The 18,484-nt window shown below is 72.1% G+C and carries 18 protein-coding genes; 14 read left to right on the forward strand and 4 right to left on the reverse strand.

The genetic code is table 11. The features are described from left to right. Positions 1-126: 126 nt before the first annotated feature. A complete protein-coding gene (gene polX / locus ACZ3X1_RS23595; protein ID WP_467280855.1) occupies positions 127-1,854 on the forward strand; it encodes a DNA polymerase/3'-5' exonuclease PolX in 1,728 nt (575 codons plus the stop codon). A 58-nt stretch (positions 1,855-1,912) separates the two neighbouring features. Here polX and ACZ3X1_RS23600 read toward each other — a convergent pair whose 3' ends face one another. Together ACZ3X1_RS23600 and ACZ3X1_RS23605 are read right to left on the reverse strand one after the other, a co-directional pair. Continuing rightward, positions 1,913-3,334 (reverse strand): glycoside hydrolase family 16 protein, encoded by a 1,422-nt coding sequence (locus tag ACZ3X1_RS23600; RefSeq protein WP_467280856.1) that lies wholly within the window; start codon positions 3,332-3,334, stop codon positions 1,913-1,915. A 211-nt stretch (positions 3,335-3,545) separates the two neighbouring features. Next, positions 3,546-6,860, reverse strand: a complete 3,315-nt coding sequence (locus tag ACZ3X1_RS23605; protein WP_467280857.1) for a hypothetical protein — start codon at positions 6,858-6,860, stop codon at positions 3,546-3,548. Positions 6,861-7,069: 209 nt separating this feature from the next. On the opposite strand from ACZ3X1_RS23605, the gene ACZ3X1_RS23610 reads away from it, so the two are divergent. From ACZ3X1_RS23610 to ACZ3X1_RS23620, 3 genes are all read left to right on the forward strand, one after another. Further along, on the forward strand, positions 7,070-7,510 hold the full coding sequence (locus tag ACZ3X1_RS23610; protein WP_467280858.1) for a MepB family protein: 441 nt from the start codon (positions 7,070-7,072) through the stop codon (positions 7,508-7,510). Between the two features lie 74 nt (positions 7,511-7,584). Continuing rightward, positions 7,585-8,169, forward strand: coding sequence for a GNAT family N-acetyltransferase (locus tag ACZ3X1_RS23615; protein WP_467280859.1), 585 nt, complete (start codon positions 7,585-7,587; stop codon positions 8,167-8,169). A 12-nt stretch (positions 8,170-8,181) separates the two neighbouring features. Then, positions 8,182-8,481 (forward strand): hypothetical protein, encoded by a 300-nt coding sequence (locus tag ACZ3X1_RS23620; protein ID WP_356815975.1) that lies wholly within the window; start codon positions 8,182-8,184, stop codon positions 8,479-8,481. Between the two features lie 127 nt (positions 8,482-8,608). Here ACZ3X1_RS23620 and ACZ3X1_RS23625 read toward each other — a convergent pair whose 3' ends face one another. Then, a complete protein-coding gene (locus ACZ3X1_RS23625) occupies positions 8,609-8,827 on the reverse strand; it encodes a hypothetical protein (RefSeq protein WP_030818030.1) in 219 nt (72 codons plus the stop codon). Positions 8,828-9,111: 284 nt separating this feature from the next. Here ACZ3X1_RS23625 and ACZ3X1_RS23630 point away from each other — a divergent pair, with 284 nt between their 5' ends. Next, entirely contained in the window at positions 9,112-9,315 is a 204-nt protein-coding gene (locus ACZ3X1_RS23630; protein ID WP_467280860.1) for a hypothetical protein, read from the forward strand. Positions 9,316-9,365: 50 nt separating this feature from the next. On the opposite strand, the gene ACZ3X1_RS23635 is transcribed toward ACZ3X1_RS23630, so the two are convergent. Then, positions 9,366-11,000, reverse strand: coding sequence for an FAD-dependent oxidoreductase (locus ACZ3X1_RS23635; protein ID WP_390078662.1), 1,635 nt, complete (start codon positions 10,998-11,000; stop codon positions 9,366-9,368). A gap of 274 nt (positions 11,001-11,274) precedes the next feature. On the opposite strand from ACZ3X1_RS23635, the gene ACZ3X1_RS23640 reads away from it, so the two are divergent. The 9 genes from ACZ3X1_RS23640 to ACZ3X1_RS23680 all read left to right on the forward strand — a co-directional run bounded on the left by ACZ3X1_RS23640 (position 11,275) and on the right by ACZ3X1_RS23680 (position 18,437). Next, positions 11,275-12,372, forward strand: coding sequence for a SchA/CurD-like domain-containing protein (locus ACZ3X1_RS23640; RefSeq protein ID WP_467280861.1), 1,098 nt, complete (start codon positions 11,275-11,277; stop codon positions 12,370-12,372). A gap of 116 nt (positions 12,373-12,488) precedes the next feature. Continuing rightward, positions 12,489-12,932 carry a cupin domain-containing protein gene (locus ACZ3X1_RS23645; protein ID WP_030965476.1) on the forward strand — a complete coding sequence of 148 codons (444 nt, stop codon included), beginning with the start codon at positions 12,489-12,491 and terminating at the stop codon, positions 12,930-12,932. Next, the gene (locus ACZ3X1_RS23650; RefSeq protein ID WP_362623754.1) at positions 12,929-14,200 is read left to right on the forward strand and encodes a beta-ketoacyl-[acyl-carrier-protein] synthase family protein; all 1,272 of its coding nucleotides are present in this window, start codon (positions 12,929-12,931) and stop codon (positions 14,198-14,200) included. Before ACZ3X1_RS23645 ends, ACZ3X1_RS23650 begins: the two co-directional genes overlap by 4 nt. Continuing rightward, positions 14,197-15,435 (forward strand): beta-ketoacyl synthase N-terminal-like domain-containing protein, encoded by a 1,239-nt coding sequence (locus tag ACZ3X1_RS23655; protein ID WP_467280862.1) that lies wholly within the window; start codon positions 14,197-14,199, stop codon positions 15,433-15,435. The genes ACZ3X1_RS23650 and ACZ3X1_RS23655 overlap by 4 nt, the downstream gene beginning before the upstream one ends. A gap of 44 nt (positions 15,436-15,479) precedes the next feature. Continuing rightward, complete coding sequence (locus tag ACZ3X1_RS23660) at positions 15,480-15,734, forward strand: acyl carrier protein (protein WP_362623750.1); 255 nt, start codon at positions 15,480-15,482, stop codon at positions 15,732-15,734. A gap of 1 nt (position 15,735) precedes the next feature. Next, positions 15,736-16,215: an SRPBCC family protein gene (locus ACZ3X1_RS23665; RefSeq protein WP_362623747.1), complete on the forward strand. Its 480-nt coding sequence runs from the start codon at positions 15,736-15,738 to the stop codon at positions 16,213-16,215. Positions 16,216-16,262: 47 nt separating this feature from the next. Next, complete coding sequence (locus ACZ3X1_RS23670; RefSeq protein ID WP_390078655.1) at positions 16,263-16,604, forward strand: TcmI family type II polyketide cyclase; 342 nt, start codon at positions 16,263-16,265, stop codon at positions 16,602-16,604. A 215-nt stretch (positions 16,605-16,819) separates the two neighbouring features. Continuing rightward, positions 16,820-17,452 (forward strand): NADPH-dependent FMN reductase, encoded by a 633-nt coding sequence (locus ACZ3X1_RS23675; protein ID WP_467280945.1) that lies wholly within the window; start codon positions 16,820-16,822, stop codon positions 17,450-17,452. A gap of 64 nt (positions 17,453-17,516) precedes the next feature. Then, positions 17,517-18,437, forward strand: coding sequence for a MurR/RpiR family transcriptional regulator (locus ACZ3X1_RS23680; RefSeq protein ID WP_030654469.1), 921 nt, complete (start codon positions 17,517-17,519; stop codon positions 18,435-18,437). The last annotated feature ends 47 nt before the right edge of the window (positions 18,438-18,484 follow it).

Raw genomic sequence — 18,484 nt, forward strand, 5'->3', positions numbered from 1 at the left:
GTGTCTCGCGGCTGCCCGCGCTGCCGCCCGCCAAACCAGGGGCAGCCGTGCCCCGGCCGGGGCCGGGCCCGCCCGGCCCCGGCGGCCCGGCGTGCCCGCCCGGTGCCCGCGGGGCACCCTGGAGGCATGGTCCGAGCCAACGACCAGGTCGAGGCGATGCTCCAGGAATACGCGGACCTCATCGCGATCCGGGGCGGGGAGGCATTCAAGGCGCGCGCCTACGAAAAGGCCGCCCGCGCCGTCGGGGGCCACCCGCAGGACGTCGCCACCCTGGACGCCGAGGGGCTGCGCGAGATCCCGGGCGTCGGCCGGTCGGTCGCCGACAAGATCGTCGAATACCTGCGGACCGGCCGCATGTCCGTCGTCGACGAGGCCAGGGCCGCCGTGCCGTCCGGAGTGCGCGAGCTGATCGCCATCCCCGGACTCGGACCGCGCAAGGCCATGGTCCTGTACGACGAGCTGGGCATCACCTCCGTCGACCAGCTGCTCGAAGCCGTCCACCAGGAACGGCTGCGCGACCTCAAGGGCTTCGGCGAGCGGACCGAGGACAACATCCTGCACGGCATCGCACTGCTGCAGAAGGCGGGCGAGGGCCGGATCCTCGTCGGCGCCGCCATGGACGCCGCCGAACAGCTCGTCGCCGAGCTGTCCGCCGTCCGCGGCTGCGTCCGGTGCACGTACGCCGGATCACTGCGCCGCATGCGGGAGACCATCGGCGACCTCGACATCCTGGTGGCGGCACGCCGGTCGGCGCCGTTCATGGAAGCCCTCACGTCCCTCCCGTACATCGCCGAGGTCATCGCGCGCGGCGAGAAGAAGACCTCCGTACGGACCGCCACGGGCCTCCAGGTGGACCTGCGGGTCCTCCCGCCCGCCTCCTGGGGCGCCGGCCTGCAGTACTTCACCGGGTCCAAGGCGCACAACATCCGCACCCGCGAACTCGCCGTGCGCCAGGGCCTGAAGCTCTCCGAGTACGGGCTCTTCGACGCCGAGAGCGGCGAGAGCGTCACCTCGGAGGCCGAGGAGGCCGTCTACGAACGCCTCGGCCTGCCCTGGATACCCCCGACGCTGCGCGAGGACCGCGGCGAGATCGCGGCCGGTTTGCGCGGCGACCTCCCGGACCTCCTCACGGAGAAGGACATCCGCGGGGACCTGCACACCCACACCGACCTCACGGACGGACTCGCCCCGCTGGAGGACATGGTCGCCGCCGCTGCCGCCCGGGGATACGCGTACTACGCGGTCACCGACCACGCCCCGGACCTCGCCATGCAGCGCATGACCAGCGAGAAGATCCTCGCCCAGCGCGAGCGGGTGCGGGAACTCGACGGCAGGCACCGCAGGATGCGGCTGCTGCACGGCACGGAACTCAACATCGGCCCGGACGGCTCGCTGGACTGGCCCGACGACTTCCTCGCCGGCTTCGACATCTGCGTGGCCTCGGTCCACTCGCACTTCAACCAGAGCCGGCGGGAACAAACCCGCCGCCTGATCCGCGCCTGCGAGAACCCGCACGTCGCCGTGATCGGCCACCCCACGACCCGCCGGATCGGCAAACGGCCGGGCATCGACGCCGACTTCGACGCCGTCTTCGAGGCGTGCGCCCGATCGGGCACCGCTCTGGAGATCAACGCCCACCCCGAGCGGCTCGACCTGTGCGACGAGGACATCCTGCGGGCCAAGCGGTACGGCGTGAAGTTCGCGGTGAACTCCGACGCCCACGCCACCACGCACCTGCCCTACATGCGGTACGGGGTGGGAACGGCTCAGCGCGGCTGGCTGACGGCGGACGACGTCGTCAACGCCTGGCCGCTGACGAGACTGCGCCGCTTCCTGGCCGGGAAGAGCACGTGAGCACCTGTCCTGCGGGCGCGACCGGCCCTGCACCGGCCGTGCCCGGGAGCAGCTCGTGTCAGTGGCCGAAGTCGAACCAGTTGACGTTCACGAAGTCGGCCGGCTGGCCGCTGGTGAAGGTCAGGTAGACGTCGTGCGTGCCCGTGACCGCCGTGATGTTCGCCGGTACCGTGCGCCAGCTCTGCCATCCGCCGGTGTTCGCGACCGAGAAGCTGCCGACGGGTGCCGAGGTCCGACTGTCGAGCCGTACTTCGACGAGCCCGCTGACCCCGGCGGCGGCGCCGCTGGCGACCCGGCCGTGGAACTGCCTCGCCGGCGCGGAGCCGAAGTCCACGCCCCGGAAGAGGGCCCAGTCGCCGTTGCCGAGGGCCGCGAGGTTCCGGCCGCCGCCCGAGTCGGTGGAGGCCTCCGTGGCCACGCCCGACTGGCCGTCGTAGGACTCGGCCTGGATCGCGGCGTACGCGTCGCGGTTGCCGGACGGCGGGGTGGTGGGCGGCGTGGTCGGGGGAGTGGTGGGCGGTGTCGTGCCGCCGGTCGACCGCAGTACGGACACGTAGTCGACGACCATGGCGTGGCCCGGCTCGGTGCCGGCGTCGGGCCCGCCACCGAAGGCGTCGGGGAAGCCGCCGCCCATCGCGACGTTCAGGATGATGAAGTAGCCGTGGTTCGTGGCGTTGGTCCAGGTCGTCGCGTCCACCTGATCGGCTCGCACGGTGTGGAAGTTGGCCCCGTCGACGTAGAAGCGCATCTGCTCGACCGCCGTCGAGCGGTCCCACTCGACGGCGTAGGTGTGGAAGCCGGCCTGGCAGCTCGCCCCGGGGCAGACGCGCTGGCCGCCGATGCCGGACGTCTCGTTGCAGGGGCCGCCCGGGCTCGTGCCGCAATGCACGGTCGCCCAGACGGTGTTGAGGCCCTGGACGTTCTCCATGATGTCGATCTCGCCGACTCCCGGCCAGTTCCACCAGTTCCCGCGGTACGGGGTGCCGAGCATCCAGAAGGCGGGCCAGTAGCCCTTGGCGGCGGGTCCCGTGACGTTCGGCATCTGGATGCGCGCCTCGGCGCGGAGCGTACCCCCCGCCGGGGGCTGGAAATCGCCTCGCCGGGTCTCGACACGGCCGGACGTCCAACGGCCCGCCGGATCCCGCCGCGGCGTGATGCGCAGGTGCCCCGCGCCGTCGAGGGAGACGTTGGAGGGGTCGGCGGTCATCGTCTCGATCTCGCCGGTGCCGAAATTGGCCGGTCCGCCGGGGTAACTGGTGCCGGTGGTGTACTGCCAGTCGGTGGTGTTCACCCCCGAGCCGGCGGCCCCGTCGAACTCGTCCAGGAACACCTGGGTCCAGCCCGCCGGTGCGGGGGGAGCCGCGGCGTTCGCGGGCAGCACGACGCCCGCGGCGGCGGCCGCCACCAGGGCCGTCGTGCTGATCGCGGCCAGTACGGCCCGCCGTACGGTCGCTCGTTTCCTGCCGGATGTCTCGCGCATGGGTGCCCTCTCTGAAGCGCGCTGCAAGGCGCGGGTGCGGGGGGAGGTAGAGCCGGGTCCACCGTTCTGAGAGCGCTCTCAGAACGGTGGCCACTGTGCTCTGCGCCCCCCGCGACGTCAAGGGCCGCAACCGTCAAGAGGCCTGTCAGGCAACGGAATTGCCGGCGCCGGCTCCCCGCCGAGTCGGACTCGGCGGGGAGCCGGCGGGCGGTCAGCCGAAGTGGCCGAAGAGGTCGACGACGACGTGGGTGGAGCCCCAGCCGAGGTTGGCGATCTCGACCTTGCCGTCGCCGCCCACCGGTACCGTCACCAGGTTGGCCACGGTCCCTCCGGTCGTCCAGTTGAGGTTGGAGGAGTCGGGGCGGGTGGTGCCGGAGGGCCAGGCGGTCAGGTGTCCGTCTGACTTCGGGTCGGTGACCGTAACGTTCAGCACGACCGCCTTGGCCCGGCGGAGTTCACCGTTTCCGGACAGGTCGAGCACGGTGTTCCCGCGGGCGGGGACCGCCCCGGTGGTCCGGGTGTCGAGTACCCGCTTGGGGCCGGCGGTGTGGAAGGTGGCGCCGGCCTGGTCGCCGGAGTAGTAGCCGAAGACGTCGGCGATCAGGTGGGCGGTGCCCCAGCTCGCGTTGAACAGCTTCACCGTCCCGTCGGCGCCGACCGGGACCACCACGTGGTTGGGCACGGTCTGGCCCGCCGTCCAGTTGAGGCTGGAGGAGTCGGGGCGGGCGCTGCCCGACGGCCACACCGTCAGGTGCCCGGCGTCCTTCGCGTCCGTCACCGTCACGTTCAGCACCACGGCCTTGACGCCGGACTGCGGAACGCCGCCGCGGCCCGCGACCTGCAGCGACACCTCACTGCGGGCGGCCACCGGAGTGGTTCCCGGCCGGCCCACCCCCGCGCGGGAGTCCAGCAGACGGGCCGGCCCCGCCGCGGTGAAGGTGCTGCCCGAGGCGTCCGGAGCGTAGTAGCCGAAGATGTCGGCGATCAGGTGCGCCGTGCCCCAGCCGGCGTTGCGGAGGTTGACCTTGCCGTCGGCCCCCACCGGCACCACGACCTGGTTCGGCACGGTCCGCCCGGTCGTCCAGTTGAGGTTGGAGGAATCGGGGCGGGTGGTGCCGGAGGGCCAGACGGTCAGGTGTCCGTCGGACTTCGGGTCGGTGACCGTCACGTTCAGCACGACCGCCTTGACACCGGACTGCGGAACCCCGGACCGGCCCGCGACCTGCAGCGACACCTCGCCGCCGGCCGGCACCGGTGCGGTCCCGGCCCGGCCGAGTCCCGCCCGGGTGTCGAGCAGCCGCGCCGGGGACAGCGTGGTGAGGCGGTCACCGGCCTGCGCGGCCGCGATGCCGTTGTTGGCCACGTGGATGCGCTGCCCGTCGGCGTCGGTCCACACGATGTTCGAGCCGGTCCGGTCCACGGCCCAGGACCGGTTCGCGTGGCGCTGGCCCTTCCACTCCTCGCCTTGGGCCAGGGTGCGGACCTGCACGGTGTTCTCGCCGCCGGACGCCTTGATGCCGTCGTGGAAGTCGAGCAGCAGCAGCCGGCCGCCGGCCAGGTCCTGGCGTACCAGGTAACCGTCGCCGAGAAGCGACTCCCGGCCCCAGACGCTGTTGGTCCAGCCAGTGCTCATCACCGGCACCGAAAGGGTCTGGCGGGTCGCTGTGTCGTACACCCCGCTGGTGCGCACCGTGCCCTGACTGTCCTGGCAGGCCCAGGAGACGTAGCGGCCGACAGCCTCCAACAGGGTGGCCGGGCAGGGCGTGGTGAAGGTGCCCCGGTCCGCCTCGCCCTTCATGTCACTGGCGTAGACGGTCTTGTCGTCCTGCCGGGAGAGCCAGAGCGTGTCGCCCTGGACCGCGACGCCGGTCGCCTGCGTCTGGAACACCTGGGCGCGCGCGTCGAGATCCCCGACGATGACCAGGTGGTTGGACGTCCAGTTGCCGTACGCGGTCTGCGCGAGTGCGACGTAGCGGCCCGCGGCGTCCGCGGTCCGCAGGCCGTCGACGTTCCCGGTGGGGATCTTGCCGGCCCAGTCGCGGTTGCCGGCCTGGCGGATGGCGGCGGCCTGCCACTTCACCGGGTCGTACTCCAGGTACCGGCCGTCGCCGCTGGACCGGAGGCCGACGCAGCCGGCGCCGTGGCTGAAGCAGTCGCTGATGCTGTGGGTTCCGTCGAGGTACTCGAAGGTCTTGACCGGGGTCGGGTCGTTCGAGATCCGGTAGCTGCGGAACGCGCCGGTGATGTCTCCCGGCTGGAACTGGACGGTGTCCGAGGCGGCGGTGAGCACGCCGCCGCCGATCGACAGGCCGAAGACCGTGGCCGGTGCCGGCGGGACGTCCGCGAGCTTGCCGGCCTGCGGCTTGGCCGCGTCGGCCGCCGTGATCCGCTGGACGGCGACCTGGGGCTGGCTGCCGTACGCGGGGGCCTTGGGGCTGCCGACCGCGAGGAGCGAGCCGTCCGGTGCGGGCAGCAGCTGGCTGTCGGCGAACTCCAGCAGGTACTCGACGGTGCCGGAGGTCGAGCCGATCGGCGTGAAGTGCAGGGGACGGCCCCGGTCGTCGCCCGAGGACCCCTGGACGGAATCGGTGCCGATCAGCCAGTCGCCGAGCAGGCGTAGTTCGCCCGAGACCGGGTTGAGGTAGGTGGAGCTCAGCACGGTCTGCGGCTGCGCCCGGTCCAGTACGTCGACCGTGTTCTGGTCGCCGGTGCGCAGCACCTTGCCCTTGGCCAGCCGGAAGGTGTGCGAGAAGTCGTACTCGCCCTCGTCCGGCAGCGCGGTGGTCGCTCCCGTCACGACGTCCACGAGGACGGAGTGGCTGAGGTCGTCCTGACGGTGGCGCAGGATCAGCGCGTTCTGGTCGCCGTCGTGCACCGAGGACGCGAGGGCCGCGCCGGCGGGCAGGGCCACCTTGGTGCGGACCGTGGAGGCGCCGTCCAGCCGGTTCAGGAACCAGCCGGTGACCGCGGAGGCGCTGCCCTCGAAGGTCAGCACGGTGCGCCCGTACGTCCCGTAGTAGCTCTGCCCGGCGGGGACGGTGACGGTGCCGAGCGCGACCGGCCTGCCGGTGGCCAGGTCGTACAGGTCGACCTTGGCGGGAGCCTGCGCCGTGGCCGCCGTCGGGACGGCCACGGAGTCGGAGGAGGTTCCGTAGCGGTGGTCGGGGGTGCCCCGGTAGCCGCGCGAAGGCCGGCCCTGGTCCAGGCCGCCGTCGACCGGGGCGGGCAGCCGCAGCCCGGTGTCGGTGGTGGCACCTGTGTCGTACCGGGTCCACAGCAGCTGGTCGCCGCCCTCACGGGCGTGCAGGAGGCCGGTGTCACCGGCCACGAACAGCTGGTCCCGGGCCGGGAGTCCGCGCGGGGCGGCGGGCAGCACCAGTTCGGCCGGGGCGCCGGCGGCCGGGGCCGCGACCGCCACGGGCGTGGTCACGTGCAGCAGCGCGGCGCCGGTGACCAGGGCCAGCGTGGCGGCTCCCAGCCCTCGGTGCAGGCGCGACGATCGTCTTACGGTTGGGTCCACAAGCACCCTCTCATGGGCGAACACGGGAGGAAGGGGACACCACCGAGCCGGCCCCGGGCAGCCGCTGTCGCGGGCCGGTCGGCCTGGCTCTCCGTGATCGGCCCCCCTCCGATCGGGTCGGAGCATACCAACGGTGATCAGTTGCTCGCACAGGAGTTCCAGCAGCGCGCTCGACTGAATTCAGTCGTACGTTCGAAAGCTGGCAGGATGCGGGTATGGCGGTGGAACGCGAAGCGTGGCCGCGCGGCGGGACGGGGATCGCCGGTGACCTGCTGCGGGCGAGGACACTGGCCTACGACCCGGGCCCGACGAAGGCGGGCCGGTTCGTCACGGTGTGGAAGAGGTCCGCGGGCGGGCCGATCCAGCCCTTCGACGCCGCGGATCCCGTCGACCTGTTCGTCATCAGTACCCGCGAGGGCGAGCGGTTCGGGCAGTTCGTGTTCCCGCGGGACGTGCTGCGCGAACGGGGCGTCGTGTCGACGAACGGCTCCGGAGGCAAGCGGGCGTTCCGCGTCTGTCCGCCGTGGGTGACCACCACCGCCCGCCAGGCGCGCGGTACGCAGACCTGGCAGGTGGAACACTTCCTCCGGCTGTCCGGGGACGAGCCGGGGGACATGGCCCGTGCGCACGTGCTCTACCACCCCGCGCAGCGCTGATCGGGCCTCGCCGGATCCGGCAGGAGCACTTAATGCGTTGTCGCCGGCAGCCGGGCCGGGAGAGCATCCGGTGCATGGAAACGCCCGCCGAAAGCCTCAGTTCAGACCAGGTCGTCTTGCACCGATGGCGCACGAGCCATCTCGACGCCCTGGAACGGGCGATCTACGAGTCGCTGGACCATCTGGTGCCGTGGATGCCCTGGGCGGCCGACCCCGGGCGACAGCAGACCGCGGATTTCCTCACCGGGATGCGGCAGAAGTGGGAGACCGGGGAGGCCTACGGCTACGCGATCACCTCCGACGCCGAAGTGGTCGGCACCTGCGTACTCATGCGCAGGATCGGAGAGGGCGGCCTGGAAATCGGCTACTGGCTCCACCCGGCCCGGACCGGACGGGGCCTGGTCACGATGGCCTGCACGGCTCTCCTCACCCAGGGTTTCCGACTGCCGGGCATCGACCGGATCGAGATCCACCACGACGCCGCCAACCACGCCAGCGGGGCCGTCGCCCGACGCCTGGGTTTCACGGAGGTCGAGCGCGTACCGGCGCCCGAAGGCCCGCTCGCCCCGGGCGAATCGGGGATCGACGTCATCTGGCGGATGGCGGCGGAGCAGTGGCGGGCACGGCCGGCCGGGACCGCCGCCCGGCAGGCCCCGTAAAGTGCCGTTGCCATGACAGACCTTGCGTCCTTCACCTTCGTGCGGCACACCGACGGGCTCCGCCACCTCTTCGAACGCGCCGGCGAGCACAACGGGCGGCCGGCCTACCGTCGGACGGACGGGAAGGTGTGGTGCGTCTGGTCGGCGCCGGACGGTTGGCACTGCGAGATCGCCGGCGGTCTCGTCACCGCCCACCCCGTCGACGGCCGCGCCGACGGACCCGAACCGCCGGCCACCGTCTGGCTCAGTTTCAAGAACGACCGCTCCTACCGCTACGACCTCCGGACCGTGCCCGGACCGTCCCGCGCGTAGACCGCCCAAGAGGGCGCCAGGCCGGGCGGTCCATTCCCCGGCACGGCAAAGCCCGGCAACGCCCGTTCGCCGCGGCGGTCCGCGCGGCGGGCGGGACTCACCCGGCCGGTCCAATGCGCCGCCCGTTTCAGCGCGGTGGGCCGAGTACCTCCTCGGCGCCGGGCAGGTCGTGGACGGAGACGCCCCTGCCGGTCAGCGGCAACAGGCCCGCCAGCGGGCACGACACGGGCATCTCGTGGTCGACCTCCCACTGCCCGACCTTGTTCCCGCCGGTGTGGTCCGTCGTGCAGACGGCGTACAGATGACCGGCGCACCCCCGGCAGAGCAGGGGCTGGTGGCCCTTCACGAGTGCCCCGCCGGACGGCCCGCCGGGTGCCGGAATCCCGGCGTGCCGCGGCCGCCGGGCGCTTGTACCGTCGGTCGCGACAGGAGTCCTCGAGATCCGACAGGACCCCACCGGCCGGTTCGCGCATGCGGAACACGTCCCGTCAGCGCGCCGAGCCACCCGTGTGCCGCCCGCGCCGACGCCGAGCCGGTCCGCCCCTCGCGACGCGACAGGGCGCACGCGCAGCCCCCGTGAGAGAGGCCGTGCCGATGTCGAAGGATGTTCCGATAACGAGCCTGCTGCGTGTGGAGAAGGGCGTTGCCGCCCCGGAGGAAGTGGCCGCGATCGCGGTCGTCATCGCCTGTTGCGCGCACCGCACCGCCATCGAGCGTGACCGCGACCGCGGCGCGACGGGCGGCGCCGACAGGGGGGCCGGCAGCGGCGCCGGCCGCCGCCGTACCGTCCAGCCCCACGCCGGCTGCTGGGCCGGCTGCTGGACCTGCCGCTGAACCCCGTCCGCCGGCCGCGCGCACGGCCGGCGGACGGGGGGAGTGGGTGGTCACGCCCGGCGCAGCACCGTCGAGAGGACCTCGCGCAGCACCGACGCGGGGTCGGCCACGGCGCCTTCCGAGCGCCAGGCCACGAACCCGTCCGGGCGTACGAGCACGGCGCCGTCGGCGCCCAGCCGGTGGACCTCGGTCCACGGCGCGCCGCCCTCCGGGACCAGGTCCGCACCCGGCCCGGAACCGATCGTGTACGCGTCCAGCCGCAGCCCCAGCTGTCGGGCCGCCTGCTCCGCGGCAGCCTGCCACGGCGTACCCGCGCCGCTGAGCAGCACGAAGGAACGCTCGTACAGGTCCAGGGTGGAGATCCGCTCACCGCCCCTGGTCAGCCACATGTGCGGGGCCCGGGTCCCGGTGTCTCCCATCGACCGCAGCGTCTCCGGGATGACGGGCCGCGCCGGGTCGCCGCCGACGAGCGCGCCCTGCGTGTAGCAGTAGGCCATCGCCGTCGTGAGGACACCGCTGCCCGGTCCGCCGCCCATGGTGGGCGGAGGCGCGTACCCCGGGTGGCTGTGCTCGGCCGAACGGGCCGACGCACGCTCGCTCGTGGCTCTCGCCACCGGAAGCCGCTCGGCCTGGTAGGTGTCGAGCAGCTCGATGCCCGCCGACCCGTCCAGCACCGCGGCGATCTTCCACGCCAGGTTGTGCGCGTCCTGGATGCCCGTGTTGGAACCGAAGGCCCCGGTGGGCGACATCTCGTGCGCTGCGTCCCCCGCCAGGAACACCCGACCGGACGAATACCGCTCGGCCACCCGTTCGGCCGCGTGCCACGGCGCCTTGCCGCTGATCTCCACGTCCAGGTCGGGTACGCCGACCGCCTCGCGGATCTGGTCCACGCACCGCTCGTCGGTGAAGTCCTCCAGGGTTTCTCCCTGGTCGGGGTGCCAGGGGGCGTGGAAGACCCACTGCGTGTCGTTGTCCACCGGCAGCAGCGCCCCGTCGGCACCCGGGCGCATCAGGTAGCAGACGATGAAGCGCAGGTCGCCCAGCACCTTCACGAGCCGTTCCGAGCGGAAGGTGACGCTCACGTTGTGGAACAGCTCGCCGTTACCCGTCTGGGGGATCCGCAGCTGCTCGCGGACGGGGCTGCGCGGTCCGTCCGCCGCGATCAGGAAGTCCGCGCGCACCGTGATGTGCTCGCCCGTCGTGCGGTTCTTCACCACGGCGTTCACCCCGGTGGAGTCCTGGTCGAAGCTCATCAGCTCGTTGCCGAAGCGGATGTCGGCGCCCTGAGCACGACTCTGCTCGGCCAGCACGGGCTCGATGTTGTTCTGGCTGCACAGGCACCACCCCGTCGGGCTGAAACGCGCCAGCGCTCCGGACGGGTCGATCGACTTGATCAGCCAGTTGTGGTCGGCGGTGTCGGTCAACGACCGCGCCTGCAGAATGCCCTGGATGCCCTCCAGCACGGACGCCGCCCGGCGGATCGCGTGCTCCGCCCCTGCCGTGCGGAAGAGCTCCATCGTCCGGGCGTTGATGCCGCGGCCGCGCGGGTGCACGGAGGTATCGGAGTGCTTCTCGACCAGCAGGTGCCTCACTCCGTGGCGGCTCAGGAAAAGTGAGGTGGACAGGCCCACGAGGGAGCCGCCCACGACGAGAACCGGTACGCGAACATCGGCGTTGTCTTCCATCAGCTGCGGGCTCCTGTTTTCTGTGTGGGGGAGTGGACTCTTTATGCCCCCGATCCGCGATGAGGCCCAGTTGATTCGCCGGTTGTCACCCGCTTGATCCCGACATGTAGCGGTACGCCCCTACCCGGATGACGATGAGCGACAGCGGCTCCCCCTGAGACGCGCCGGCCTGTCGTTCGCCAGAGGGCGGCCGCCGGCCCGGGCGGACGCCACCGGTGACGGACGAGGGGTCCGTACGCGATGGATCTCCACCCCCTCATGAAGGAGTGAGTAGATGACAACCACCCTCTCCGAACGGGTGTCGCAGTCAGCCTTCGACGGCTCCATGCTCCGGGTCGTCCTTCTGATGGATCTCCACGAGGGGACCCAGCAGCAGTTCTTCGAGGCGTACGAAAAGCTCCGCAACGACATCGCGTCGGTCCCGGGCCACATCAGCGACCAGCTGTGCCAGTCCTTCGAGAACCCCTCGCAGTGGCTGATCACGAGCGAGTGGGAGAGCGCCCCGCAATACCTCGCCTGGGTCAACAGCGAGCACCACGCCGAACAGGTGCGGCCGCTGGGTGCGTGCGCTCGCTCCATGCGCCCGCTCAAGTTCACCGTCCTGCGCGAGACCGGACGGGGCTACGACCAGGCGGCCCGCCCGCCCACGGCGCGCCTGCAGTCCACGCCCCGCCTGGGCGCCGGCATCGTGCGCCACGCCCTCACCTTCACGGTCAAGCCGGGCAGCGAGAAGGACGTCGCGTCCATCCTCTCCAGCTACGCCTCACCGGCGGCCCGCGTCGACGACCACACCCGCCTGTGCCGCACCTCGCTGTTCATGCACGGCAACCGGGTGGTACGGACGGTCGAGGTCCAGGGCGACCTGATGGCGGCCCTCAGGCACGTCTCGGAACAGCCCGAGGTGCGCGCCGTCGAGGAGGCCATCAACCCCTACCTCGAACAGGACCGCGACCTCGGCGACCCGGAATCGGCCCGCATGTTCTTCATGCGCGCCGCCGTCCCGGCCGTCCACCACATCGCCGCACCGGAGCCCGAGTCCGCCGAGGTGCAGCGGCACGCGGTCTTCTACCCGGCGAAGCCCGGCTGCGGCCAGGCACTCGCCAGGTTCCTGGCCCGGCAGGACGAGGAGGCCGCACGCCGGTCCCGGAGCCCCGTTCGGAGCAGCAGCATCTTCCAGCGCGACGACATCGTCGTCCGGCTGATCGACGTACACGGCCCGCTGGAGGCCGACCCCGAGACCGTCTACGGCATCTCGGGCCCCCGGAAGGCCGCGGTGCTCGACCGGCTGACGCTCGCGCCCGACGGGCGGGGCCGCGCCGCACACCACACCATGAAGCTGATCACCGACCGCCGGGCACCCGCGCAGTCCTGATCCTCCCCGGGGCCCTCCTTCCGGCCGGCCCCACTGCGGCCCCCGGCCCCCACCGACCCCACACCCCCACCCCGATCTCCGTCGAGGCTCTCCCCACACGCCAGGAGGCACCCACCATGACCCAACAGCGCCCACGCATCGTGGACCTGAGCGAGACGCCGCCCAACCGCCGGCGCGGTGGCGACCTGCGGGCCGTTCTCACCCCGACCTCGGTGGGTTCGACCAGCGGCTTCATGGGCCTGGCCATCATGGCCCCCGGAGAGTCGATCGCCGAGCACTACCACCCGTACTCGGAGGAGTTCGTGTACGTCGTCAGCGGCCGGCTGGAGGTCGACCTCGACGGGGAGCCCCACCCGCTGCGCACCGACCAGGGGCTGCTCGTGCCCCTGAACACGCGCCACCGCTTCCGCAACGTCGGGGACACCGAAGCCCGCATGGTCTTCCACCTCGGCCCCCTCGCCCCGCGCCCCGAACTGGGACACGTGGACACCGAGCAGGCCCCGAACCCGGAGGGAACCGCATGGGAGCAGCCGCCGGACCGTACAGGAGCGGTCTCGTGACCCGCCGGCGGGTGGCCGTCACCGGAGTGGGCGTCGTCGCGCCCGGCGGCATCGGAGTCCGCGACTTCTGGGACCTGCTGGCCAACGGGCGTACGGCGACACGGGGCATCAGTCTCTTCGACCCGACGGGCTTCCGCTCACGGATAGCCGCCGAGGTCGACTTCGACCCCGCCGAGCACGGCCTCGACGAGGAGGAGGCGGCCCGCGCGGACCGGTACATCCAGTTCGCCCTGGTCGCCGCCCGCGAGGCGGTGCGCGACGCCGGACTCGACCTCACCGCGGACGAGGCCTGGCGGACCGGCGTCTCCCTCGGCACCGCCGTCGGCGGCACCACCCGTCTGGAGCACGACTACGTCGCCGTGAGCCAGTCCGGCTCCTGGTGGGACGTGGACCACAAGCTGGCCGGCCCGCACCTGCACCGGGCGTTCACGCCGGCCACCCTCGCCTCCGCCGTCGCGGAGCAGACGGGAGCACGCGGCCCCGTCCAGACCGTCTCCACCGGCTGCACCTCGGGACTCGACGCCATCGGGTACGCCGTGCACGCCATCGCGGAGGGCCGGATGGACGTCTGCATCGCCGGTGCCTCGGACTCGCCCATATCGCCGATCACCGTGGCCTGCTTCGACGCCATCAAGGCGACCTCGCCGAACAACGACGACCCGGCCCACGCCTCACGGCCGTTCGACGCCGACCGGGACGGATTCGTCCTCGGCGAGGGCGGCGCCGTCCTCGTACTCGAAGAGCTGGAACGCGCCCGCGCCCGCGGCGCGACCGTCTACTGCGAGATCGGCGGCTACGCCACCTTCGGCAACGCCCACCACATGACCGGGCTGACCACCGAAGGCCTGGAGATGGCCCGGGCCATCGAAACCGCCCTCGCCCAGGCCGGAGTCGCCGCCGACGAGATCGACTACGTCAACGCGCACGGCTCGGGCACCAAGCAGAACGACCGCCACGAGACCGCGGCGGTCAAGAAGGTCCTGGGCGCGCACGCCTACAGGACGCCGATGACCTCCATCAAATCCATGGTGGGACACTCCCTCGGCGCCATCGGGGCCATCGAACTCGCCGCCTGCGTCCTCGCGATGGTCCACCAGGTGGTCCCGCCGACCGCCAACTACGAGACGCCCGACCCCGAATGCGACCTGGACTACGTGCCCAAGGTGGCCCGGGACCGGAAACTGCGCAGCGTGCTCTCCGTGGGCAGCGGCTTCGGCGGCTTCCAGTCCGCCGTGGTCATGACCCGGCCGAAGGAGGAGGTCTCGTGACCAGCCGTACGGTCATCACGGGCATCGGGGTCGTCGCCCCCAACGGCGTCGGCGCCGACGCCTTCTGGAAGGCCACCCAGTCCGGCGCCAGCGTCCTGGACCGCGTCACCAGGGCGGGCTGCGAGCACCTGCCGCTGCGCGTCGCGGGGGAGGTCAGGGGCTTCGACCCCGGCGCGCTGGTCGAGGACCGCTTCCTCGTCCAGACCGACCGGTTCACCCACCACGCGCTCGCAGCGGCCGACCTCGCCCTGGAGGACGCCAGGCTCGGCCGTGCCGACTACGAGCGCGACCCCTTCTCCTTCGGCGTCGTCACCGCAGCCGGCTCCGGCGGCGGTGAGTTCGGCCAGCGCGAACTGCAGCACCTCTGGGAGCAGGGGCCGCGCTTCGTGGGGCCGTACCAGTCGATCGCCTGGTTCTACGCCGCGAGCACGGGCCAGATCTCCATCCGCCGCGGGCTGAAGGGGCCTTGCGGGGTCGTCTGCAGCGACGAGGCGGGCGGGCTCGACGCCTTCGCGCACGCCGTCCGGGCGATCCGCCAGGGCAGCCGGGCCATGCTCGTCGGAGCGACGGAGGCGCCCCTCGCGCCGTACTCCATCGTCTGCCAGCTGGAGTACGAGGGGCTGAGCACGCGGGACGACCCGGAGCGCGCCTACCGGCCGTTCACCGACCAGGCCTGCGGCTTCGTCCCTGCCGAGGGCGGCGCCATGTTCGTCGTCGAGGACGAGGCCGAAGCCCGCCGCCGCGGCGCCACCGTACGCGCCGTACTGGCGGGCCACGCCGCGACCTTCAGCGGCACCCGGCGGCACGACGAGGCCGGCGAGGGGCTGGCCCACGCCGTCCGCGGCGCCCTCCGGGAAGCCGGCTGCGCCCCCGAGGACATCGACGTGGTCTTCGCCGACGCCCTCGGGACCCCCGAGGCCGACACGGCCGAAGCGGCCGCGATCGTCCACGCACTGGGCGACCACGGACACAAGGTGCCGGTCACGGCGCCCAAGTCCGGTATCGGCCGGGCGTACTGCGCCGCTCCCGCCCTCGACACCGCGGCCGCGGTCCTGGCGCTGGAACACGGCGTCGTCCCGCCGACCCCGAACGTCTACGACGTGTGCCACGACCTCGACGTGGTGACGGGCAGCGCCCGGCCGGCGCAGCTGCGCACGGCGCTCGTGCTCAGCCGCGGCCGGATGGGGTCGAACTCCGCGCTCGTCGTCCGCAAGGGCTCCCCGACGGACTCCTAGCCCGCCGGGACCCGAGCGGTACCCCCAAGGAAAAGAGCATCCACATGTCCGACCGACTGACCGTGGAGGAGCTGGCGGCCCTGATGAAGACCGCCGGTATCACCGTCGACCCCATCGAGATGGCGAGACGTCCGGACGCGCCCTTCCACGAGTACGGCCTCGATTCGCTGGGCCTGCTCGGCATCGTCGGTGAGCTGGAGAACCGGCGCGGACGGGCCCTGCCCACCGAGGCCGACCGCTGCAAGACCCCCGGGGAATTCCTCGACCTCGTCAACAACAGCCTGATGACCGGAGCCTGACATGCCAGGACACACTGAGAACGAGATCACCGTCAACGCGCCCGTGGAGCTCGTCTGGGAGATGACCAACGACCTCCCCAACTGGCCCCAGCTGTTCAGCGAGTACGCCTCGCTGGAGATCCTCGAGCAGAAGGGGGACACGACCACCTTCCGCCTGACCATGCACCCCGACGAGAACGGCAAGGTGTGGAGCTGGGTCTCGGAGCGGACCGTCGACCGCGAGGGCCTCACGGTCCGCGCCCGGCGGGTGGAGACGGGCCCCTTCGCCCACATGGACATCCACTGGCAGTACTTCAAGGTGCCCGGCGGCACCCGGATGAAGTGGACGCAGGACTTCGCGATGAAGCCCGACGCGCCCGTGGACGACGCCTGGATGACCGACAACATCAACCGCAACTCCCCGATCCAGATGGCACTCATCCGGGACAAGATCGAGCAGCGCGAACGCGAGAGCCGCACCCCCGCCGTCAGCCGTCTCTGACGTCTCCGACGTCTCCGACGTCTCTGAAACGAAAGGCAAGCAGTCGGATGAACGACACGCACCGCGCTCTCATCGTCGCCCGCATGGCGCCGGGATCGGGCCCCGACATCGCCGCGCTCTTCGCGGACTCGGACGCGGGTGAACTGCCGCACCTGGTAGGGGTCACACGCCGGAGCCTCTTCCAGTTCGGCGACGTCTACATGCACTTCATCGAGGCGGACCGGGCGCCCGGTCCGGCCATCGCCAAGGTCACCGACCACCCGGAGTTCCGCAGGCTGAGCGACCGGCTCACGGCGTACATCAGCCCGCACGACCCGGAGACCTGGCGCAGCCCGAAGGACGCGATGGCCCACGAGTTCTACCGCTGGGAGAACCCCGGCGCGAAGTGACCCGGCGGCCCGGACGGGACCCGCACACTGGCGTGTGCGGGTCCCGCCGCGCGTCGCCCGCCGGGCGTCCGCAGGCCCGGGAACAGAGAACCGAGAGCCGAGCCGAGAAGCCGAGCCGAGAGCAGAGGGCAGGAAACGGCATGAACCCGACAGACCCCGACCACTTCCCGACGGATCCGGGCCGTCCGCACGACGGGGAGCACCCCCGTACCTCGCTGCGCGCCCTCGTCCTGTCCGGGTCCTCCCGCACCGGCTCGGTCAACGTCCGGCTCGCGGCCCTCGTAGCCGAGATGGTGCGCGAGGCCGGGGCAGTGGCGGAACCCGTCACCCTCCGCGACTTCCCCATGCCCCCGTACGACGGCGACGCGGAAGCCGGCGAAGGGCTGCCCGAGGGCGCCCTGGCCCTGTGCGAGCGGATCGAGGCCGCGCAGGCGCTGATCATCGCCTCGCCCGAGTACAACGCCTCCGTGCCGGGCGTCCTGAAGAACGCCGTCGACTGGGTGTCCCGCTACCGGCCGCAGCCCTTCAAGGACAAGCAGACCCTGCTGGTGTCGGCCTCGCCCTCGATGGTCGGCGGCAACCGCGGACTGTGGGCCCTGCGCGTACCCCTCGAACACCTCGGCGCCCGCGTTTACCCCGACATGTTCAGCCTGGCCGGTGCCCACCACGCCTTCGCCCAGGACGGCGGCCTCACCGATCCGGGTCTCGGCGAGCGGCTGGCCGCGACGATCGGCTCGTTCCTCGACCTCGTCGAGGCGGACACGCGCTACCTGTGCCTGCAGCGACGCTGGTACGAGTTCCTGGGCGACCGCACCGACGCCCCGGTCACCTCCCGCGCCCAGGACTGATCATCATCGGCCACGAGGGGTGAGCTATGTTTGAGCGCGAGTGACGTGAGAAGGAGGCCCTCCGGTGTCATCGGGGCAGCAGGCACGCGCACAAGCGGCTGCGATCACGCCGAGCGGTCAGTCGGCCGAGGAGCCGGTCCGCCCTCCGGCCGACCGGCTCCTCGCGCTCTTCGACGGCCGCCGCCTGTCCCCGGGCCAGCGGCGCATCGCCCAGTACCTGATCGACCACCTCACCGAGGCCGCTTTCCTCTCGATCACCGAACTCGCCGAGCGGGTGGGCGTCAGCCAGCCCTCCGTGACCCGCTTCGCGTCCTCCCTCGGCTTCAGCGGCTACCCGGCCCTGCGCGACGTGCTCCAGCCGATCGCGCTCAGCGCCGTGGCCGGCGCGCCGGACACCCGCGAGCAGATCCGACGCAACGAACTCCAGGCCGCCGTCGACGCGGAGATCGAGAACCTGGAGAACGTGCGCCGGCTGCTCGCCGACACCAACCAGGTCCTGGACATCGGCCGCGAGCTGGCCGCCTCGGTGCCGCTGACCGTCCTCGGGCTGCGGATCTCGGTCTCCCTGGCGGAGTACTTCGCATATGCCGCGAGGCGCATCCACCCCGACGTACGCCTGGTGACGCGCGGCGGCAGCGTCGCCTTCGACGCACTGCTCCAGTCCAGGGCGGCCGGCGGGACCTGGGTCCTCGCGTTCGCCATGCCGCGGCACGCCAAGGAGACCCTCTCCGCGGTCCGGGCCGCCCGCAGTACGGGGCTGCGCGTGGTCCTGATCACGGATCCCACCCTCGGGCCCCTGGTGGACGAGGCGGACGTGGCCCTGACGGCGGCTACCGGTTCCCGCCTGGTGTTCGACTCCTACGCGGCACCCGGGATGCTGTCGGCGGCCCTGCTGCAGGCGATGGCGGACGCGGATCCCGAGCGCACCCAGGCCCGTCTGGAGGACTACGAGCACGTGGCCGACCAGCACGGCTTCTTCCTGTAGCGCTTCCCAGACCCCTCGGGCCCGCTTCACCAGGCGATATTCAGCCT

The organism is Streptomyces sp. NPDC023541, from assembly GCF_055559995.1.

What these genes read in the sequence shown, in the direction of transcription:
- ACZ3X1_RS23645 (WP_030965476.1), top strand. Translation starts at nt 12,489, where the DNA reads ATGACCCAACAGCGCCCACGCATCGTGGACCTGAGCGAGACGCCGCCC.
- polX (WP_467280855.1), top strand. Translation starts at nt 127, where the DNA reads ATGGTCCGAGCCAACGACCAGGTCGAGGCGATGCTCCAGGAATACGCG.
- ACZ3X1_RS23600 (WP_467280856.1), bottom strand. Translation starts at nt 3,334, where the DNA reads ATGCGCGAGACATCCGGCAGGAAACGAGCGACCGTACGGCGGGCCGTA.
- ACZ3X1_RS23660 (WP_362623750.1), top strand. Translation starts at nt 15,480, where the DNA reads ATGTCCGACCGACTGACCGTGGAGGAGCTGGCGGCCCTGATGAAGACC.
- ACZ3X1_RS23610 (WP_467280858.1), top strand. Translation starts at nt 7,070, where the DNA reads ATGGCGGTGGAACGCGAAGCGTGGCCGCGCGGCGGGACGGGGATCGCC.
- ACZ3X1_RS23640 (WP_467280861.1), top strand. Translation starts at nt 11,275, where the DNA reads ATGACAACCACCCTCTCCGAACGGGTGTCGCAGTCAGCCTTCGACGGC.
- ACZ3X1_RS23615 (WP_467280859.1), top strand. Translation starts at nt 7,585, where the DNA reads ATGGAAACGCCCGCCGAAAGCCTCAGTTCAGACCAGGTCGTCTTGCAC.
- ACZ3X1_RS23635 (WP_390078662.1), bottom strand. Translation starts at nt 11,000, where the DNA reads ATGGAAGACAACGCCGATGTTCGCGTACCGGTTCTCGTCGTGGGCGGC.
- ACZ3X1_RS23670 (WP_390078655.1), top strand. Translation starts at nt 16,263, where the DNA reads ATGAACGACACGCACCGCGCTCTCATCGTCGCCCGCATGGCGCCGGGA.
- ACZ3X1_RS23620 (WP_356815975.1), top strand. Translation starts at nt 8,182, where the DNA reads ATGACAGACCTTGCGTCCTTCACCTTCGTGCGGCACACCGACGGGCTC.
- ACZ3X1_RS23665 (WP_362623747.1), top strand. Translation starts at nt 15,736, where the DNA reads ATGCCAGGACACACTGAGAACGAGATCACCGTCAACGCGCCCGTGGAG.